Source organism: Vibrio scophthalmi (assembly GCF_040869025.1).
Classification (GTDB): domain Bacteria; phylum Pseudomonadota; class Gammaproteobacteria; order Enterobacterales; family Vibrionaceae; genus Vibrio; species Vibrio scophthalmi.
The window spans coordinates 3,232,410-3,249,623 of record NZ_CP134271.1 but is presented as its reverse complement, the minus strand read 5'-3'; the positions used below and the strand labels follow the sequence as shown (position 1 = coordinate 3,249,623).

The following is a 17,214-nucleotide window of genomic DNA, read 5'->3' as shown; positions in this document are numbered from 1 at the left end:
CTCGTAAAAATAACAAAGTCGGCTATTTTAACGTGTTCTTGCTGTGGCTCGCAACTCTCGCAGCCATTATCGGCGGCAAATTTTGCTGATGGGGTAGCCAGAAAGTAGCAAAGGCTCCTATCAGAGTGTGATTAGGAGCCTTAAAAGTAACAAAGCTTCGTTTTACGGCTGATGTTATAGCGAAATACTACAAGCCGAGTTCGCTAAGCAAATCATCGGCATCGCTATTGCTGCTTGCTTGGTTTTTCTTCTCACTTGCTTGCATTTGTTGACGAGCAGACTCAAGAATATCGTCTGGATTCTCATCTGCATCCACTTCAAATTCTTCTAGTTGGATAAATTCAGTTTTGTCCATCGCCAATTCAAGGTAGAAAATGTTGCCTTTCTCGGTAGAGAAGGTCACTCGACGCGCCTGTGGGCGGTCAAGATTAGTGTCTACAGACAAGATGACTTGCTTGTTCAGCGACAGCATTTTTGGTTGGTTTTGTGTGATGTGCGTTTGCAGCTCTTTACGGATCTTGTTGGTAAAGTCACCAACAAGTTGGTTCATAAGCTCACCCAAAACATCGCCCACTTCATCGGAGGTGTGAGCAATCGCGAGTTCTTCTGCAGGCATGCCCATGTTACGCATGTAGTTAGTGTAAATTTCTAATGCTGATTTTGCAGTAAAGTTAATGACGACAAGGCCAGAGAAACCACCATCAAATAATACGAAGCAGCCAAAATCAGGCTTTAGGCTGGTTTTATTGATCTTTTGCACCATGGCAGAGTAATTCACAGGGGAATTGGTGGCGGCAGTTAAGACACCAGTCACTGACTGACAAAGCTTGAGAAGGATATCTTCTGTGGTTACGATTTTATTTTTCTTCATTTTAATGCCAAACCCTGATGGTTGATTATGCACCGATTGTTCTCGATAAACTGCAGCAAATTTTGCCGCTGAGCCAATTGGTTAGATTGTATGAATGCGAGTGTCTACTAGCTTAATCTCGTTGATTCTTAGATACAAATTACATTTTGGCATTGCAAATCTGTTTTGATCACGCTTTTAAATGTTGTAAAGTGACCAAACTCAAAGAATAACAACCCAATGCTGAATGGATCAGCGTAGTAGGGGCAGGAAGCAATGTTACCAAGACTTCATTCTCAACCGGATGTTGATCATGTTGTGCTTAGTTTTCTAGAAGAACTAAAAGCGGCAGGATTCACCGGTGATATCGAAACGCAATACGCTAGCCGTTTAGCTGTAGCGACAGACAACAGTGTCTATCAATTACTACCACAAGCGATTGTTCACCCTAAATCCACTGAAGATGTGGCACTGATTGGTCAAATCAGTATCAAACCCGTTTATGAGCGAGTGAAGTTTTCTCCTCGTGGCGGCGGCACAGGTACCAACGGTCAATCATTGACTCAAGGCGTGGTCGTCGATCTTTCTCGTCACATGAATAAGGTGCTTGAGATAAATGAGCATGAAGGTTGGGTACGTGTGCAAACTGGGGTGGTTAAAGACCAGTTAAATGACGCCGTTCGCCCGTTCGGCTACTTTTTCTCTCCCGATCTATCAACCAGTAATCGTGCCACGCTTGGCGGCATGATTAACACCGACGCGTCGGGACAAGGCTCATTAAAGTACGGTAAAACCTCTGATCACGTTCTATCATTGCAAGCCGTGTTTGCCGATGGCTCCATTTTAGAATCTGATTTATCTAACGGCCTACCGAATCAACATACTTATGCCGCTCATGCTCTACAAGTGACCGAGCAAGTGTGTCGTGATAAACGCGCAGACATCGTGGCGAAATTCCCACCATTAAACCGTTTTTTAACCGGTTACGATTTAAAAAATGCTATCGATGAAAGTAGCGACCAATTTGACCTAACTCGCGTGCTATGTGGCGCTGAAGGTTCGTTGGCGTTTATTACCGAAGCCAAGCTAAATCTTACCAAAATTCCTAAAGCGCGAATCTTAGTCAATGTGAAGTACAACAGCTTTGACTCTGCACTGCGTAATGCGCCATTTATGGTGGATGCGCAAGCGTTGTCGGTCGAAACGGTCGATTCAAAAGTCCTTAACCTGGCGAAAGAAGACATTGTTTGGCATACCGTCAGCGACTTAATTACTGATGTACCAGATAAAGAGATGCTGGGCATCAATATGGTCGAATTTGCGGGCCAAGATATTGCGGAAGTAGAAGGGCAACTCAGTGCGCTAACGGCGCGTCTTGACGAAATGTTGGTCAATGAGGAAGCGGGTATTATTGGCTACCAAGTAGTGAATGATGTTGCTAGCATTGGCAAAATTTACAATATGCGCAAAAAAGCTGTGGGCTTGCTTGGCGCAGCAAAAGGCCGAGCCAAACCAGTCGCTTTTGCCGAGGATACCTGTGTTCCACCAGAAAATCTGGCGGATTTTATCGATGAATTTCGCCAACTATTAGATGAAAAACAGCTTAACTACGGCATGTTTGGTCATGTTGATGCTGGGGTATTGCACGTTCGTCCAGCGCTCGATATGTGTGATCCATTGCAAGAGAAATTGATGCATGAGATCTCCGATCAAGTGGTTAAGCTGGTGGCCAAATATGGCGGTTTAATGTGGGGGGAGCACGGCAAGGGCTTCCGGTCTGAATATGGGCCAGAATTCTTTGGAGAAGCGCTGTTTACCGAGCTTCGCCGCGTGAAATCTGCCTTTGACCCACATAATAAGATGAACCCAGGCAAGATCTGTACACCACTTGAAAGCCACGAACAGTTGGTAAAAGTGTCTGACACCAAACGCGGTTTCTACGATCGCCAAATTGATGTCAAAGTGCGCGACAGCTTCAAACAGGCGATGGAGTGTAACGGTAACGGCTTATGCTTTAACTACGATACCGCTTCACCAATGTGCCCATCAATGAAAGTGACTGCGGATCGTCGTCATTCACCAAAAGGCCGAGCGGGTTTGGTACGTGAATGGCTGCGTCAATTGACAGAGCAAGGCATTGACATCCTTGATCTCGAAAAGCAATCGCTTGAATCGGCCAGTGTAAAAACGCTGCTTGATCGTGTACGTAATAGTTTTAATAAACGCCACCAATACGACTTCTCTCATGAAGTGTATGAAGCAATGAATGGTTGTTTAGCCTGTAAAGCGTGTGCAAGTCAGTGCCCAATAAAGGTAGATGTACCAAGCTTCCGTTCGCGTTTCTTAAACATCTATTACAGCCGCTACCAGCGACCAGCTAAAGATTATTTGGTCGCCAATATTGAAACCATGTTGCCTTTGATGGCGAAAGCACCAAAATTGGTCAACGGCGTACTCAAGCAAAAGTGGGTACAAAGTTTAACTGCTTCAACGGTTGGCTATGTTGATGCACCACTCCTTTCTATTCCTACGCTGGCGAAACGAGTGACACAGTTAAAAGCGTTTGATATGCAGGCGTTGGCGGCGATGTCGAGTGAAGATAAAGCCAATCATGTGTTGATCGTGCAAGATCCATTTACCAGTTACTACGATGCAGATGTGGTGGATGACTTTGTTCAACTGGTGATTAAGCTGGGCAAAACGCCTGTGCTACTGCCATTCAAACCAAACGGTAAAGCGCAACATATTAAGGGCTTCTTAGCTCAGTTTGCTCGCAATGCCAAAAGTACTGCGATGTTTTTAGAACAAGTGGCCGATTTGAGTATTCCAATGGTGGGTGTTGATCCGGCATTGGTGCTTTGTTATCGCGATGAATATAACGAAATTCTGGGTGATAAGCGTGGTGAGTTTGATGTTCTGACAGTGCATGAATGGATGTTGCCACGTTTGAATGAGTTTCATACTGGCTCAGGTGATGCCCAGCCTTGGCATTTATTGGCGCATTGTACTGAGAAAACAAAGCTGCCGAATGCTGAGAAAGAATGGGGCGCGATCTTTAACCACTTTGGGGCTAAGCTCAATACAGTGCCTGTTGGATGTTGTGGTATGGCAGGTACTTTTGGTCATGAAGTGGATAAGCTGGAAATGTCGAAGGATATTTTTGCTTTAAGTTGGAAACCTCGTTTGGAAGAGCTTCCAGCAGATCGTTGCTTGGTAACGGGTTACTCTTGTCGCAGCCAAGTAAAGCGCTTTGAACATGTGAAAACAAAACACCCATTGCAAGCCTTGTTAGAGATCGTTTAATGGAGATACTAGAGCGAAAAATTCCCCCAGTGGCATTGTTTATCCTATTTGTCATGGCGATGATTAGGTTAGACCAAGTGCTGCTGAGTTTCGCGCTTGCGCTGCCATTTACCAATGTGGTGTTGGTGGCGGCAGTGATTTTGGCTGGGGTTATCGGTATTGCGGGCGTTTATGAATTCCGCAAAGCCAAAACCACCGTTAACCCAGTCAAAGTCCACACTGCCACGAGCGTTGTTGATAGTGGCGTATTTGCTTATACACGCAATCCAATGTACTTGGCTCTGCTGATCTTATTGTTGGGTATTGGCTACTGGCAACAAAACCTCATCTGCTTATTTCTTCCGCTCGGCTTTGTATTCTATATGAACCGTTTCCAAATTCGCCCAGAAGAGAGGGCGTTGGAAAGTCTATTTGGCGCAGAATACTTAGACTACAAGCAAAAGGTTAGGCGCTGGATCTAAACAATTTGATTGGTCTACATATGGAAAAGGGAAGATAAACGACGTTTATCTTCCCTTTTTTTGTTTGCTATCTGCCATCAGGCCGCTTCAAAGGCGAGGGCTTTTTTCTCTAGTTGACGGAACAGTAGGGTTAATATGCCATTCACCATCAAATAGAATGCTCCAGCGATACCAAATACAGTCAGGGTGTCGTAGGTTTGTGCATTGATACGCTGCGCATAACCCATCAAATCCATAATCGTGATGGTACTAGCAAGCGATGTGCCTTTGAAAACTAAGATCACTTCGTTTGAATAAGCCGGTACAGCACGACGTAACGCATAAGGGAGCAATACGCGTAAACTGGTGGCTTTACCCATGCCAAGTGCTTTACAGGCTTGCCATTGTCCTTCTGGAATAGTGTTGAACGCACCTTTAAACAGCTGCGCACTGTAAGCGGCTGTATTGAGCGCCAGCGCGAACATGGCACAAAACCAAGGTTGGCTCAACCAGACCCAAAAAATGCTTTCACGAATCCATTCAAATTGTCCTGGCCCGTAGTAGACTAAGAAAATTTGTACTAACAAGGGTGTCCCAGTAAAGAGTGTGATGATGGCGCGGCTAAACCAGTGAATAACTGGAGTGCGCATGATCAACGTTACCGTCATCAGTAAAGACAAAATACAACCGACCAGCAGTGATGCGATGGTCAGTTGGAAGCTGGTCATTAAGCCTTCAAGGAGTTGCCAAAGGTATTCTGCTTTCATGCTTTTGCTCCTTGAATACGACTCATGCCTTTGATAGCAAACTTGTTATCGAGAATTTTCACTAAGTATTGTGTGATCAGAGTGATCACCAGATAAATGGCCGCTGCCGTGGCATACCAAGTAAAAGCTTCATGAGTGGAAGCTGACGCTAACTGAGCTTGTTTAAGTAGATCCGTAACGCCAATCAATGAAACTAACGCCGTGTCTTTTAGCAGCACCAGCCATTGGTTGGTAAGGCCCGGTAAGGCATGACGAACGGCTTGTGGCAGTACTATCTTGAAAAAGATATGCAGATGCGACATACCAAGTGCTAATGCGGCTTCACGTTGACCACGATTTACCGCTTTCAACGCGCCACGAATGGTTTGAGAAGCGTAAGAGGCAAAAATCAGTGATAGAGCGACAACCCCGGAGATAAAAGGGCTGATCTCAATAAATTCGCCTGTCAGTAAAAACAAAACTTGGGTTGAGCCAAAGTAGATAAACAGTACAACGAGTAGTTCTGGCAACCCCCTCACTAGGGTTACGAATGCGGTTGTTGGCCATCTTAGTGCAACCCGGCGCGACATCTCTCCACTAGCAAATAGAACGGCCAGTACAAGACCAACAAGTAGGCTGGTGCAAGCAAGTTGGATAGTCATCCAACTTGCTTGAACGAGCGACAATGTGTAACCCGTTAATGGCATATTATTTCCCGAAGTATTGGGTGTAGATTTCTTCGTACACGCCGTTTGCCATAACCACTTTTAGTGCGCTGTTTAACTTATCCGTTAGCGCTTGGTTATCTTTATTGACTGCGATACCAAAGCCATTGCCAAAGTATTTTGCATTCGTGATGTTGTCGCCAACATAGGCAAGGTTATCATCGCGCTTAAACCATTCTGCAACCACTGCGTTATCACCAAAGACTGAGTCGATACGACCATTTTTCATATCAAGAAACGCATCTTGATAGCTTGAATATGGTACTGCGGTTACGCCAGGCATCTGTTCAATAAGGTAGCTTTGGTGAGTTGAACCATTTTGCACACCAACACGCTTACCTTTTAGATCGGCTTGGTCAGCAACTTTACCTTCTAGCGAGATAAAAGCGGCAGAGTTGTCGTAGTATGCGTTAGAGAAGTTAACTTGCTCTAAGCGCGCTTCGGTAATATCCATTGCAGAGATAGCGGCATCATAACGTTTGAACTTAAGAGCAGGGATTAAGCTATCGAATGCTTGGTTATGGAAAGTACAGTTGGCTTTCATTTCGTCACATAGAGCGTTAGCAAGATCGACGTCAAAACCTTGAATTTGGTTGTTCTCATCCATGAACTCAAACGGTGGGTAAGTTGCTTCCATAACGAACTTGATATCTTGTTGTGCAAGTGCGTGAGATGAAACAACACCGATTAACGAAGCAAGAAGAATTTTTTTCATTTTGTATAACTCCTAGATTACAAAAGCTGTCTCCGTCAATGAGCAGCGTCGTGAATAATTAGTGGTTTAAGTAGTCCGCGAACTTTTCAGTTTGTGGCTGGGTAAATACGTCATGAGTGCCGTGTTCAACAATGCGGCCTTGTTCCAGATAGAGCACGTGTGAGGCAATTTTTTTCGCAAAATCGACTTCGTGTGTTACGACTACCTGAGTAATGCCTGTCGCACTCAGCTGCTTGATGATCTCCACCACTTGATTGGTGATTTCAGGATCAAGCGCGGCGGTGGGTTCGTCAAATAGCAATACATCTGGCTTCATCATCAGTGCTCTAGCAATCGCCACACGTTGTTGCTGGCCGCCAGAGAGTTGCATTGGCCATGTGTCTGCTTTGTCGGCAAGCTTTAAAGTGGTAAGTACTTCAAGTGCTTGTTGTTTTGCTTGTTCAGCAGGAATGCCAACGACTTTAACTGGGGCTTCAATTAGGTTTTCCATCACCGTCATGTGTGGCCACAAATTGTACTGTTGAAATACCATGCCGACTTTACGACGTAACTGACGCTCTTGTTTTTCTTCAATCGGCTGATTGAAATCAAAACTGTGATCGGCAATGGACAACTGACCATTGTCAGCGGTTTCAAGTAGGTTAAGTACTCTAAGAAGTGAACTTTTACCTGCACCACTTGGGCCAAGCAAAACAAGCGTTTCACCGTTGTGACATTCAAAGCTGACATCGTGAAGAACTTGCGTGTCACCGTATGATTTATTGATCTGCTTAACTTGAATACTCATGCTTAAATACTGCATTAATTACCACATGTCATTCATGCTACTACAAGTGAGATATTATGCAATATAAATGTATAAAAATTTGATTTGTTAATTTTTTGTATAATTATCGACCAGTGGTGCAGGATATATCGCTATGCAACGGTGTGGTTATTTTAAAGCGAAGCAAAAGAAAAATTAGCAGTAGATAAATAGAAGCGAGGGGCGAGAATCTAGAGAAGAGAAGCGGCAACGAAAAAGCCCTCGCGATTAGGCGAGGGCTTGGGAAATCAGTTGAAGGCGCGAATTAAGCGGCTTGAGAGAATTCTGCTAGAAAACGATCTTTACGTTCGTTAAAACGATTAACTAAATCATCAATGTCTTCTTGGGTGTAGGGCTTTAGACCGCTGGCAACCATGCGCTTAACACCTTTACCGACCACTTCATCGTCTTGTTTGAAGTCGAAGTTAAGCGTGACGACACCACGTTTACCTTGTACATCGAAGGTGGCACCAGAGAAGATGACTTCAGGTGCTGAAATATCGAGGCGAGTGAATTCTACTTCCATGCTTTCATAGATAACCAAAGGACGTTGGCAGTTGATCATCATCTGCTTCTCTTCCATCAATGGGACCATGATATGCGGAAAGTTCATGCCCGAAAACTGCACGTAATTTCTAACGACATGTTCAATGAACGTTGCATCGTGGTTGACTTCGCCTTCACGCGACATACGTAAGTATTCTTTACCGTTGGCATCAATTACGGCCGCTTCTTTGCTGCATTTATGTTCAACATGCAGCGCTACGCCATCATTCACCATGCCGGCAAAATCGAAACGCATTTTTTGGCTTACACCTTCTTTGCTTAATAAAACAGCAAACAATAAGTCACCCGGTACACAGAAGCGCTTGTTGTCTTCATCGTGCAGTGGGTTGAAGTCGCCCGCTACTTTTTTAGCAAAATGACTTGCTTGTAAACGAGTGAATTGAAATTGATGATCTTGTGAAGAAAAGTACGGTGTTAGAGACATATCTTACGCTTAGTACTGAGGGATCCCCTCATAATTTCCCCAAAGCACAACCATGTTTGAATAGATTTTGAGCAAGCAGGGTTGCAGCCGCGAGCAAGTCTTCCCTCGTTATTGTGTAGCCAGAATGCCGCAAAACTTCCATCCCTAAGCGCACTGTTGAGAGTACATTTCGATTTTTGACAGTGTTAGCTTGGAAGTGCTTATCCCAACCTTGTTTCTGACCATGAACTCCAGCAAGCCAAAATGTCAGTTGAAGCATTAGGGCGATTAGCAGCATGATATCAAAGCGCTCTGAGCTGCTAGTTCGGCTATGACGGAGGCCTAAACCGTAGGCTGGGCTTTTCAAGTCTCGGAAGGTTTCTTCAATTTGCATACGCTTCGAGTAGAGCCTAACAAGTTGCTTTGGTGTTCGGATTTCAACGGGCAAGTTAGTCGCTAAAACCCATGGTTCTTTTGTCGAAGCGGAGTAGATTTTAGGTGACGGATGATGACAATTAGTCCGTGTCGAACGCTGATTTTTTCGGCCTTTAGGACGTGATTTATACAGTGCAATTTGACATGAAATTGGGTTGCTCTTAGTCAACCTCTTATAGCCTAAAGTCTTTGAGCGACTTGAGGATATGCTATGTAAGTTGCTGATAGGTTGCCAGTTTTCCGCACCTAAATCTGCATATTGCACTTTCCCTCTGACTCGACTTAACCAGTACCAACCTAGCTTTTCAACGGATTTATACCATGGCACTTTAAAGCCAGCATCACTGACAATGAGCGGTGTAGTGTTACTCGGTAGAATGCTTGCAAGGTCGGCTAGAAATTGGTCATGAGCCTTCTTTGAACATTGCTCTGAAAGCGGAAAGGCTTTCTCATAAAGAGTAATAGAACGACCATGTAGTGCCACCGAAGCCCGCAATACCATAAGCCGTTTTTGCTCACGAATATCAGACCAGTCAACAAGAACAATGGGCATCGAATTACCTGAACAGATAAAGCTGGCATGCCAACGGTATACAGCGAGTCGCTCTTTGTGCAAGTGACGATTACCTAACAATCTGTCGATTCGTTTGATGTTATGTTTTGTTCTGGCTTTCGTTGGCAGGTTACGACCAAGTTCGGTAAGAGTGAGCGTTTTACATTCAAGTAATGCGTGGCAAGCCAGCGTTAAACTGTTGAGTCGTTTTAAGTGCAATTCAGGGCAGAATTGGTAAAGAGAGTCGTGTAAAATATCGAGTTCGCACATCTTGTTGTCTGGTTATTGATTTTTCTCAGAACCATTTGATCACATGACAAGATGTGCATCTACCTTAAATTTATGATTTTTATCAAAATCATTAGGGGATTCCTCAGCGCTTAGTAGCCAAAACTGGGAGGGATTATATATGAGTAATCTCTTTGACTGGTCAATCCAGTTGCAGTAAGAGAAGAGTGCAATTGGTTGAATGGATGGGGCCAGAGGGCGTTGATGAGTTAGATGAATGGTAATTTTTGAACGTTGTTTGATAGAGAGTGCCACAAATTGTGAGGTAGTCTCTAATTGCAACCGTCAGATTTCTCCACCAATAACGGCCATGTTATCTTTATCCATAATTAAATAGGTAGGTTAAATATGAAATACCCTCAAACGAAAGCATTTGGTTTAATTGTTAACATGGTAGCAAATAAAAGTCGAATGGAGTTTAGCCGCGAACTTAAAAAACAAGGTGTATCTATTAAGCCAGAGCAATCTTACATGATTAGTTTGGCTGCTAAAAACAATGGTTCGGTGGCTATGTCAGAGTTTACAAAAGATGCTGACTTTTTGGGCGATAAATCCCGCGTTAGTAAAATGATTAAAGAGTTAATCGATAGTGGATATTGTATTAGACAAGAAGACCCTGACGACAGGCGATATATGATGCTGAAGTTGACTAACTTAGGGTTAGAAACTGAAAAAAAGATAGCAGAAGCCTATAAAATACGGTTTTCAGTAATTAGCAGTGAATTTTCAGATCACGAATTGGAGGAGTTTCGGGCGTACCTATTACGCTTTTTGAATATACTTTCGTGAAAAATAATTGTTTTACTTTTGTAACGTAATTTCCCTCATATAATATTCTTGTTGATTTTATTTTGTATCTCATCAATTGCATCTCTAGTTAAGTTCATATCCCTGCTTGATTTGATTTTTATATGCAGCGGCTTTAATTAAATGGTTATTTTTTTGTAGTAGCAGATGTTTAAATTATGTTTTAGTTATGGTTTTTTAGTGATGCTGTTCTGAAAAAAATGTTGAATCGTATCAAAAACGAACAGTTGCATATCGAAACTGTCGCCATATACTACTTTTTGTTCATATGTGAATAGAAGGAAGTATTTGTGAAAACTATATTAGCAACCATGGCTCTTGTAGCATCAGTAAGTGTATCTGCCAATGACCGCGAAGGGTTTTATCTAGGAGCGAATTTAGGGCATACGGAAATTGACATTAATGATACGTCTATAGTGTCAGAAGATAATAATTATTATGCTATTCAGGTTGGTTACCAATTTCAGGCTGTTCCTGATTCTAATTTTTATATTGGAGTTGAGGCTGAATACCAAGATCTTGGTGATATTAAGATTGAAGGAAAACCTAACTCCAATCAGTCTTATAGCCTCAAGGCCGATTCTATTTCATTCGGTTTGAATGTGAAACCTAAATACTATGTGGATAATTTCTATATTTTAGGCATTGCAGGAATTCATTTCGCAAATGCGGATCATGATTTGTTTCTACAAGATAAAACGGGAACAAAAGAATTTAATTACACATCAAGCGGGTCTTTGACGGGCATCGCAGTTACGTTCGGAGTCGAGGCCGGCTACGAATTTCGTAATTTCAATCTAGGTGTGGGTATTCGAGGTACTGCGGAGGACTATGAATACGGCAATCATCACGTATCTCTAGACTTGGAACAAGATTCACAGCAAATTTATGCTAACCTTGGTTACCGATTTTAATCGTTAAGTAGCACCTGTATGAGAAAGTACCTGTTAATCCAGGTACTTTTTAGTTTAAAAATAAGATTAAATCTCTAGATGCTCATAAAGATGTTCGAAGGAATAAGATCATGATGAATGGCTTGTTTTAATAAGCGATTCGCGCGTTCAATGTCCGTTGCAAAATAGCGGTCTTTATCATAAAAGGCGACTTGTTCGCGTAGGCGGCGCTTGGCTTCTTCGATTCTTGGAGAGGATTTTAGCGGGGCTCTAAAGTCTAACCCTTGTGCGGCCGCAAGATATTCCACAGCTAAAATGCCACGGGTGTTTTCGGCCATATCACGCAAACGTCGGCCGGCGAATGTGGCCATTGAAACGTGATCTTCTTGGTTAGCCGAAGTTGGTAAGCTATCAATGGAGGCGGGGTGAGCTAGAGTTTTGTTTTCACTCGCTAATGCCGCGGCAGTGACTTGGGCAATCATAAAGCCAGAATTAACCCCGCCATTATCGACCAAAAACGGTGGTAACTTACTTAATGCACTGTCAATAAGTAGAGCCATGCGTCTTTCCGACAAGCTGCCGATTTCGGCAATCGCCAGCGCAAGGTTGTCCGCCGACATCGCGACAGGTTCTGCGTGAAAATTACCGCCGGAGATAATGTCACCATCATCAGCAAAGACCAGTGGGTTATCTGAAACTGAATTGGCTTCCACTTGTAGAGTTTCAGCGGCATGGCGAATTTGTTGCAGGCACGCCCCCATCACTTGGGGTTGGCAGCGTAAAGAGTAGGGATCTTGAACCTTTTCACATTGGTTGTGCGATGTACCGATGTCACTGTGATTATCGAGTAAGTATCGATAAGCGGCGGCGGCATCCATTTGGGTGCGATGACCACGAACACGATGAATGCGAGGATCAAACGGTTTTCGGCTACCGAGTGCGGCCTCAACCGACATCGCACCGCAGACGGTTGCTGAGGCAAACAGATCTTCTGCAGCGAATAGCCCCTCTAACGCGAAGGCTGTCGATGCTTGGGTGCCATTCAATAACGCCAAACCTTCTTTGGGGGCGAGTGTAATCGGTTGTAAACCCGCTATATTGAGCGCTTCAGCGCCCGAGATAATTTTGCCATTGTGACGAGCTTGTCCTTCGCCCAATAATATGGTGCTCATATGGGCGAGTGGAGCAAGGTCCCCCGACGCGCCGACCGAGCCTTTTTGCGGCACGCAAGGGTAAACTTGAGTGTTAACTAATTCGATTAGAGCTTGAATCACCGATAAGCGAATACCGGAATAGCCCCGTGCAAGACTGTTAATTTTAAGCACCATCATCAAACGTACGGTTTCATCGGCCATCAATTGTCCAATACCGGCGGCGTGAGACAAGACAATGCTTTTTTGCAGAATTTCCAGATCTTGTGGTTCGATTCGCGTATTTGCTAGCAGGCCAAATCCGGTATTGATCCCATACACGGTGCGTCCTTGCGCAATGACTTGTTCTACTACTTGGGTACTTTGTTCAATATCGGCAACGCTGGCGTTATCAAGGCTTAAATTGACGGGGCTACGGCTGATTTGGCGTAGTTGGGATAAGCTTAAATGACCAGGATTAAGAACTAAGTTTAACATCACTATTCTCCTAGCTCGTGTGAGGAATGATTCATCATGGGTAAGTCCAACTGTTGCTCAGCGGCGCATTGTTTGGCGATATCATATCCAGCGTCAGCATGGCGCATGACGCCCGTTGCGGGATCATTGTGGAGCACACGAGCAATGCGGCGAGCTGCATCGTCGCTGCCATCACAACAAATCACCATTCCAGAATGTTGTGAGAAGCCCATACCCACACCACCACCATGATGCAGAGAAACCCAAGTTGCCCCGCTAGCGGTATTAAGTAGTGCATTTAACAGTGGCCAATCGGATACCGCATCGGAGCCGTCAAGCATTGATTCTGTTTCTCGATTGGGACTGGCGACGGAGCCCGAATCCAAATGATCTCGACCAATCACAATTGGCGCTTTTAGTTCACCGCTTTTTACCATGGCGTTAAAAGCTTGGCCTAAACGCTCGCGATCTTTAAGGCCAACCCAACATATACGAGCGGGTAGTCCTTGGAATTGAATCCGCTCACGCGCCATATCGAGCCAGTTATGCAAATGAGGATCGTCAGGAATCAGTTGTTTTACTTTTTGGTCAGTCTTGTAAATATCCTCAGGGTCACCGGAGAGCGCCGCCCAACGGAACGGGCCGATGCCTTGGCAAAAGAGTGGTCGAATATAAGCGGGGACAAAACCGGGGAAATCAAACGCATTCGCGACTCCTTGTTCGAGAGCCATTTGACGGATGTTGTTGCCATAATCAAGCGTTGCTGCGCCGCGAGATTGCAGTATCAGCATCGCTTTGACTTGTTCTGCCATCGACGCTTTAGCTGCGTTCACCACTTTTTCCTCATCTTGCAAACGCATTTTAGCTGCGTATTCCATGCTCCAACCTTGCGGTAAATAGCCGTTAAGTGGATCGTGCGCTGAGGTTTGGTCTGTCACCACATCTGGCGTGATATTGCGCTCAACCAATCGAGCGTAAACATCTGCAGCATTGCCGACTAAGCCGACTGAAATTGGCGCCGTAGCCTGCTCAATGATTCTCAGTGCTTCATCGAGCGTGGTGGCTTTCTTATCAACGTAGCCAGTGCGCAGACGATAGTCGATACGCGATTCGTCACATTCAACCGCCAACATCGAAAATCCTGCCATGGTTGCGGCAAGGGGTTGCGCACCGCCCATGCCACCTAAACCGCCAGTGAGAATCCAACGGCCTTCACTCGTTCCGGCAAAATGTTGTTTTGCAATCGCGACGAAGGTTTCATAGGTGCCTTGTACGATGCCTTGTGAACCGATGTAGATCCAACTTCCCGCCGTCATCTGGCCGTACATCATTAAACCTTGCTTATCGAGTTGATTGAAATGCTGCCAGTTGGCCCAATGCGGAACCAGATTTGAGTTGGCGATCAGAACGCGAGGGGCATCTTTATGGGTGGGGAATACGCCAACAGGTTTACCTGATTGCACCAGCAGGGTTTGGTCTTCTTCGAGTCTCTCTAGCACTTCAACGATTTTGTCATAGCAAGCCCAGTTACGAGCTGCGCGACCAATGCCACCATACACCACTAAAGCGTGGGGGTGTTCAGCCACATCTGGATCGAGATTATTCATCAGCATTCTCAACGGGGCTTCAGTCATCCATGAACGAGCACGGAGTTGTGTGCCATGCGGCGCGTGAATGGTTCGTTGAGTATCAAGACGCGTATCGTTGCGTTCCGGCATAACAAACTCCTTGTGGTGATCTATTTTTCAGAGAAAGCGTTGGCAATATCCCAGCATAACCTTGCGGCTAATCGGGCTGTTTGGCTGTCGATATCATAGGTCGGGTTATATTCAGCGATATCTGCAATCACCAACTTATCTTTGTAATGTAAGATGCGATCGAGAAATAGATTAAGTGTGTCTAGACTGATGCCTCGTGCGGCGGGGGCGCTGACGCCGGGTGCAATCGCCGCGGGGAAGACATCCAAATCGATGGTGAGATAGATAGCATCGCAATTATCGATAAAGTGCTGCAGTTGCGTTAGATGGTAAACATGATTGAGATGAGAGAGATCTTTGTCTTCGACATACCATACATTGAGCGCATCAGCGCGTTGAAACAAAGCTTTGGTATTGCAGGCCCGACTCACCCCTAAACAGGCATAATGAAACGGCCACTGTTTTTGCTGACAATAGTTGGCGATTTGCTGAAAAGGGGTGCCAGAACTGGGTTTTATCGCGGCGCTGGTGTGCTCAAAAGTGCGTAAATCGAAATGTGCATCAAAATTGATGATGCCAATTCTGGGGATTTGGTTTGGCGTGTTTTTTTCAAAGTATCGGGCTAATCCTTGAAATGATGCCCAAGCGACTTCGTGCCCGCCACCTAAGGTGATCACAGGCGTTGTGCTCAGGGCTTTGGCAATAATATCTGCACAGTCAGATTGGGCTTTTTCAAGTAAGTCATCGTCACAGACAACATTGCCTAAATCGATCAGTTTTGTGGGTTGGTGCCAGGCCATATTGCCCAGTGCTCGGCGGATCAAATCAGGAGCTTTTCGCGCGCCAATACGGCCTTTATTACGCGCGACGCCTGCATCACAGGCAAATCCTAGTATGCTAACCGCCTTGCTGGTGGCAGGAAGGTCTTTGACCTGCATCGGTTCAATAATTTGATGAATGCGAAGGCCATCAGCGCCATCTTCTTCATCCATTCGGCCTTGCCAATGGAATTCTTGCTGAGTGCTGGGTGGATTAGGCATAGCTTATTGCTCCCTTGACTAATCGCGCGTACAAACGTGGTACGCCTTGCAAATAACTGAACTCGGCAGGATGCTCGACATCCCAAATAGCAATATCGGCGTCAAACCCAACTTGGATCTGTCCGCGAGACTGACTAACACCAAGCGCTTGTGCTGCATGCTGTGTGACACCACGTAGCGCTTCTTCTGGTGTTAAACCAAAAAGAGTACAGCCCATATTCATCATCATAGTTAAATCTGCGAAAGGTGAGGTGCCGGGGTTTAAATCGGTAGCCAGCGCGATCGGAATGTTATATTGACGCAGTAGTGCCACGGGTGGTTTTTGATTTTCGTTGAGGAAGTAGAACGCGCCGGGTAATAGCGTGGCGACTGTCCCTGCTTGAGCTAGCGCTTGCACGCCGGTTTCATCGATATATTCCAAATGATCGACTGACAAGCCATTGAACTTGGCGGTTAAGGCACTTCCTCCAAGATTGGACAGCTGCTCAGTATGGCCTTTGATGCCCAATTGATACTGGGATGCCGCCAAAAAAATACGTTCCGTTTGCGCTAAATTGAAGCCTATCGATTCGCAGAATACATCAACGCTGGTGGCGAGCCCCAATTCGGCGACTGTGGGGATCATTTCCTCACAAATCAGATCGACGTATCGCTCAGGCTGGTGTTTAAATTCGCTTGGTACGGTGTGAGCGGCTAATAACGTGGTGGAGACACGAATCGCACGATGGTCTTGTAGTTGTTTCGCTACACGCAACATTTTAAGCTCATCTTTGAGTGTTAATCCGTAGCCGGATTTCACCTCAACCGTGGTCACGCCGCGACCAATCAAACCATCTAAACGGGGTAATGCTAAATCAACTAATTGTTGCTCGCTGGCTTGGCGAGTGGCGGCAACGGTGGAGAGGATGCCGCCACCTTGTTCGGCGATTTTTTGATACGGCATGCCTTGCAAGCGCATTTCAAATTCATCCGCGCGATTACCAGCGTAAACCAAATGGGTGTGACAATCGATAAAGCCGGGAGTGAGCAGTCTGTTTTGGCAATCAATGTATTGTTTTGCGTTTGCTGCGAGAGGCTGAGAGGTGAGTGCGGCGATTTTACCGTCGCGTAGATACAAATAAGCGTTAGAATTTATGGCGTAACCGTGTTTGCCGGGCTGCATAGAAACGATGCGCGCATTGAGTAATGCGACATCAAATTCGGTGGTCTTTGATGCCGATGCGATAGCCCTGTTTCGCGATTGCCTATTCTTTTGCTTATCCATAACAAACCATAGATTGTAATGTATATACAAATAATGGTTTTGAACGGGTTATTGATCAAGTTGTGCTTGGTTAAAT

The 17,214-nt window shown here is 45.1% G+C and carries 15 protein-coding genes; 4 read left to right on the top strand and 11 right to left on the bottom strand.

All coding sequences use genetic code 11. From position 1 onward, the window contains the following. Positions 1-187 precede the first annotated feature (187 nt). The gene (locus tag RJD38_RS14710) at positions 188-871 is read right to left on the bottom strand and encodes a DUF3334 family protein (RefSeq protein WP_065431089.1); all 684 of its coding nucleotides are present in this window, start codon (positions 869-871) and stop codon (positions 188-190) included. 255 nt (positions 872-1,126) lie between these two features. Between RJD38_RS14710 and RJD38_RS14705 the strand changes: the two genes are divergently transcribed. Further along, positions 1,127-4,153 carry an FAD-binding and (Fe-S)-binding domain-containing protein gene (locus RJD38_RS14705; RefSeq protein ID WP_065430311.1) on the top strand — a complete coding sequence of 1,009 codons (3,027 nt, stop codon included), beginning with the start codon at positions 1,127-1,129 and terminating at the stop codon, positions 4,151-4,153. After that, positions 4,153-4,614 carry a methyltransferase family protein gene (locus RJD38_RS14700; RefSeq protein WP_005597590.1) on the top strand — a complete coding sequence of 154 codons (462 nt, stop codon included), beginning with the start codon at positions 4,153-4,155 and terminating at the stop codon, positions 4,612-4,614. Before RJD38_RS14705 ends, RJD38_RS14700 begins: the two co-directional genes overlap by 1 nt. A gap of 77 nt (positions 4,615-4,691) precedes the next feature. Here the strand turns inward: RJD38_RS14700 and artM are convergent, their stop codons facing one another. The 6 genes from artM to RJD38_RS14670 all read right to left on the bottom strand — a co-directional run bounded on the left by artM (position 4,692) and on the right by RJD38_RS14670 (position 9,812). Next, positions 4,692-5,360, bottom strand: coding sequence for an arginine ABC transporter permease ArtM (gene artM, locus RJD38_RS14695; protein WP_005597589.1), 669 nt, complete (start codon positions 5,358-5,360; stop codon positions 4,692-4,694). After that, positions 5,357-6,046 (bottom strand): arginine ABC transporter permease ArtQ, encoded by a 690-nt coding sequence (gene artQ / locus RJD38_RS14690; protein WP_065430312.1) that lies wholly within the window; start codon positions 6,044-6,046, stop codon positions 5,357-5,359. Before artQ ends, artM begins: the two co-directional genes overlap by 4 nt. Position 6,047: 1 nt before the next feature. Then, on the bottom strand, positions 6,048-6,779 hold the full coding sequence (locus tag RJD38_RS14685) for an arginine ABC transporter substrate-binding protein (protein WP_065430313.1): 732 nt from the start codon (positions 6,777-6,779) through the stop codon (positions 6,048-6,050). A 58-nt stretch (positions 6,780-6,837) separates the two neighbouring features. Continuing rightward, the gene (gene artP / locus RJD38_RS14680) at positions 6,838-7,566 is read right to left on the bottom strand and encodes an arginine ABC transporter ATP-binding protein ArtP (protein WP_065430314.1); all 729 of its coding nucleotides are present in this window, start codon (positions 7,564-7,566) and stop codon (positions 6,838-6,840) included. A gap of 283 nt (positions 7,567-7,849) precedes the next feature. Continuing rightward, complete coding sequence (locus RJD38_RS14675; protein WP_005597585.1) at positions 7,850-8,575, bottom strand: DUF3581 domain-containing protein; 726 nt, start codon at positions 8,573-8,575, stop codon at positions 7,850-7,852. Between the two features lie 28 nt (positions 8,576-8,603). Then, positions 8,604-9,812, bottom strand: a complete 1,209-nt coding sequence (locus RJD38_RS14670; RefSeq protein ID WP_032073033.1) for an IS4 family transposase — start codon at positions 9,810-9,812, stop codon at positions 8,604-8,606. A 366-nt stretch (positions 9,813-10,178) separates the two neighbouring features. Here RJD38_RS14670 and RJD38_RS14665 point away from each other — a divergent pair, with 366 nt between their 5' ends. Together RJD38_RS14665 and RJD38_RS14660 are read left to right on the top strand one after the other, a co-directional pair. Continuing rightward, positions 10,179-10,619 (top strand): MarR family winged helix-turn-helix transcriptional regulator, encoded by a 441-nt coding sequence (locus RJD38_RS14665; RefSeq protein WP_065430315.1) that lies wholly within the window; start codon positions 10,179-10,181, stop codon positions 10,617-10,619. A 308-nt stretch (positions 10,620-10,927) separates the two neighbouring features. Beyond that, positions 10,928-11,551, top strand: a complete 624-nt coding sequence (locus tag RJD38_RS14660; protein ID WP_065430316.1) for an outer membrane protein — start codon at positions 10,928-10,930, stop codon at positions 11,549-11,551. 74 nt (positions 11,552-11,625) lie between these two features. On the opposite strand, the gene hutH is transcribed toward RJD38_RS14660, so the two are convergent. From hutH to hutI, 4 genes are read right to left on the bottom strand one after another with little or no spacing between them, the layout of a single operon-like run. Beyond that, a complete protein-coding gene (gene hutH, locus RJD38_RS14655; protein ID WP_005597582.1) occupies positions 11,626-13,158 on the bottom strand; it encodes a histidine ammonia-lyase in 1,533 nt (510 codons plus the stop codon). A 2-nt stretch (positions 13,159-13,160) separates the two neighbouring features. Beyond that, complete coding sequence (hutU, locus tag RJD38_RS14650; RefSeq protein ID WP_065430317.1) at positions 13,161-14,855, bottom strand: urocanate hydratase; 1,695 nt, start codon at positions 14,853-14,855, stop codon at positions 13,161-13,163. Positions 14,856-14,875: 20 nt separating this feature from the next. Then, complete coding sequence (hutG, locus tag RJD38_RS14645; RefSeq protein ID WP_005597580.1) at positions 14,876-15,874, bottom strand: formimidoylglutamase; 999 nt, start codon at positions 15,872-15,874, stop codon at positions 14,876-14,878. Next, positions 15,867-17,138: an imidazolonepropionase gene (gene hutI / locus RJD38_RS14640; protein WP_065545282.1), complete on the bottom strand. Its 1,272-nt coding sequence runs from the start codon at positions 17,136-17,138 to the stop codon at positions 15,867-15,869. The genes hutG and hutI overlap by 8 nt, the downstream gene beginning before the upstream one ends. Positions 17,139-17,214 lie beyond the last annotated feature (76 nt).

What these genes read in the sequence shown, in the direction of transcription:
- RJD38_RS14705 (WP_065430311.1), top strand. Translation starts at nt 1,127, where the DNA reads ATGTTACCAAGACTTCATTCTCAACCGGATGTTGATCATGTTGTGCTT.
- RJD38_RS14685 (WP_065430313.1), bottom strand. Translation starts at nt 6,779, where the DNA reads ATGAAAAAAATTCTTCTTGCTTCGTTAATCGGTGTTGTTTCATCTCAC.
- hutH (WP_005597582.1), bottom strand. Translation starts at nt 13,158, where the DNA reads ATGTTAAACTTAGTTCTTAATCCTGGTCATTTAAGCTTATCCCAACTA.
- RJD38_RS14670 (WP_032073033.1), bottom strand. Translation starts at nt 9,812, where the DNA reads ATGTGCGAACTCGATATTTTACACGACTCTCTTTACCAATTCTGCCCT.
- artQ (WP_065430312.1), bottom strand. Translation starts at nt 6,046, where the DNA reads ATGCCATTAACGGGTTACACATTGTCGCTCGTTCAAGCAAGTTGGATG.
- artP (WP_065430314.1), bottom strand. Translation starts at nt 7,566, where the DNA reads ATGAGTATTCAAGTTAAGCAGATCAATAAATCATACGGTGACACGCAA.
- artM (WP_005597589.1), bottom strand. Translation starts at nt 5,360, where the DNA reads ATGAAAGCAGAATACCTTTGGCAACTCCTTGAAGGCTTAATGACCAGC.
- RJD38_RS14665 (WP_065430315.1), top strand. Translation starts at nt 10,179, where the DNA reads ATGAAATACCCTCAAACGAAAGCATTTGGTTTAATTGTTAACATGGTA.
- RJD38_RS14710 (WP_065431089.1), bottom strand. Translation starts at nt 871, where the DNA reads ATGAAGAAAAATAAAATCGTAACCACAGAAGATATCCTTCTCAAGCTT.
- hutG (WP_005597580.1), bottom strand. Translation starts at nt 15,874, where the DNA reads ATGCCTAATCCACCCAGCACTCAGCAAGAATTCCATTGGCAAGGCCGA.
- hutI (WP_065545282.1), bottom strand. Translation starts at nt 17,138, where the DNA reads ATGGATAAGCAAAAGAATAGGCAATCGCGAAACAGGGCTATCGCATCG.
- hutU (WP_065430317.1), bottom strand. Translation starts at nt 14,855, where the DNA reads ATGCCGGAACGCAACGATACGCGTCTTGATACTCAACGAACCATTCAC.
- RJD38_RS14700 (WP_005597590.1), top strand. Translation starts at nt 4,153, where the DNA reads ATGGAGATACTAGAGCGAAAAATTCCCCCAGTGGCATTGTTTATCCTA.
- RJD38_RS14675 (WP_005597585.1), bottom strand. Translation starts at nt 8,575, where the DNA reads ATGTCTCTAACACCGTACTTTTCTTCACAAGATCATCAATTTCAATTC.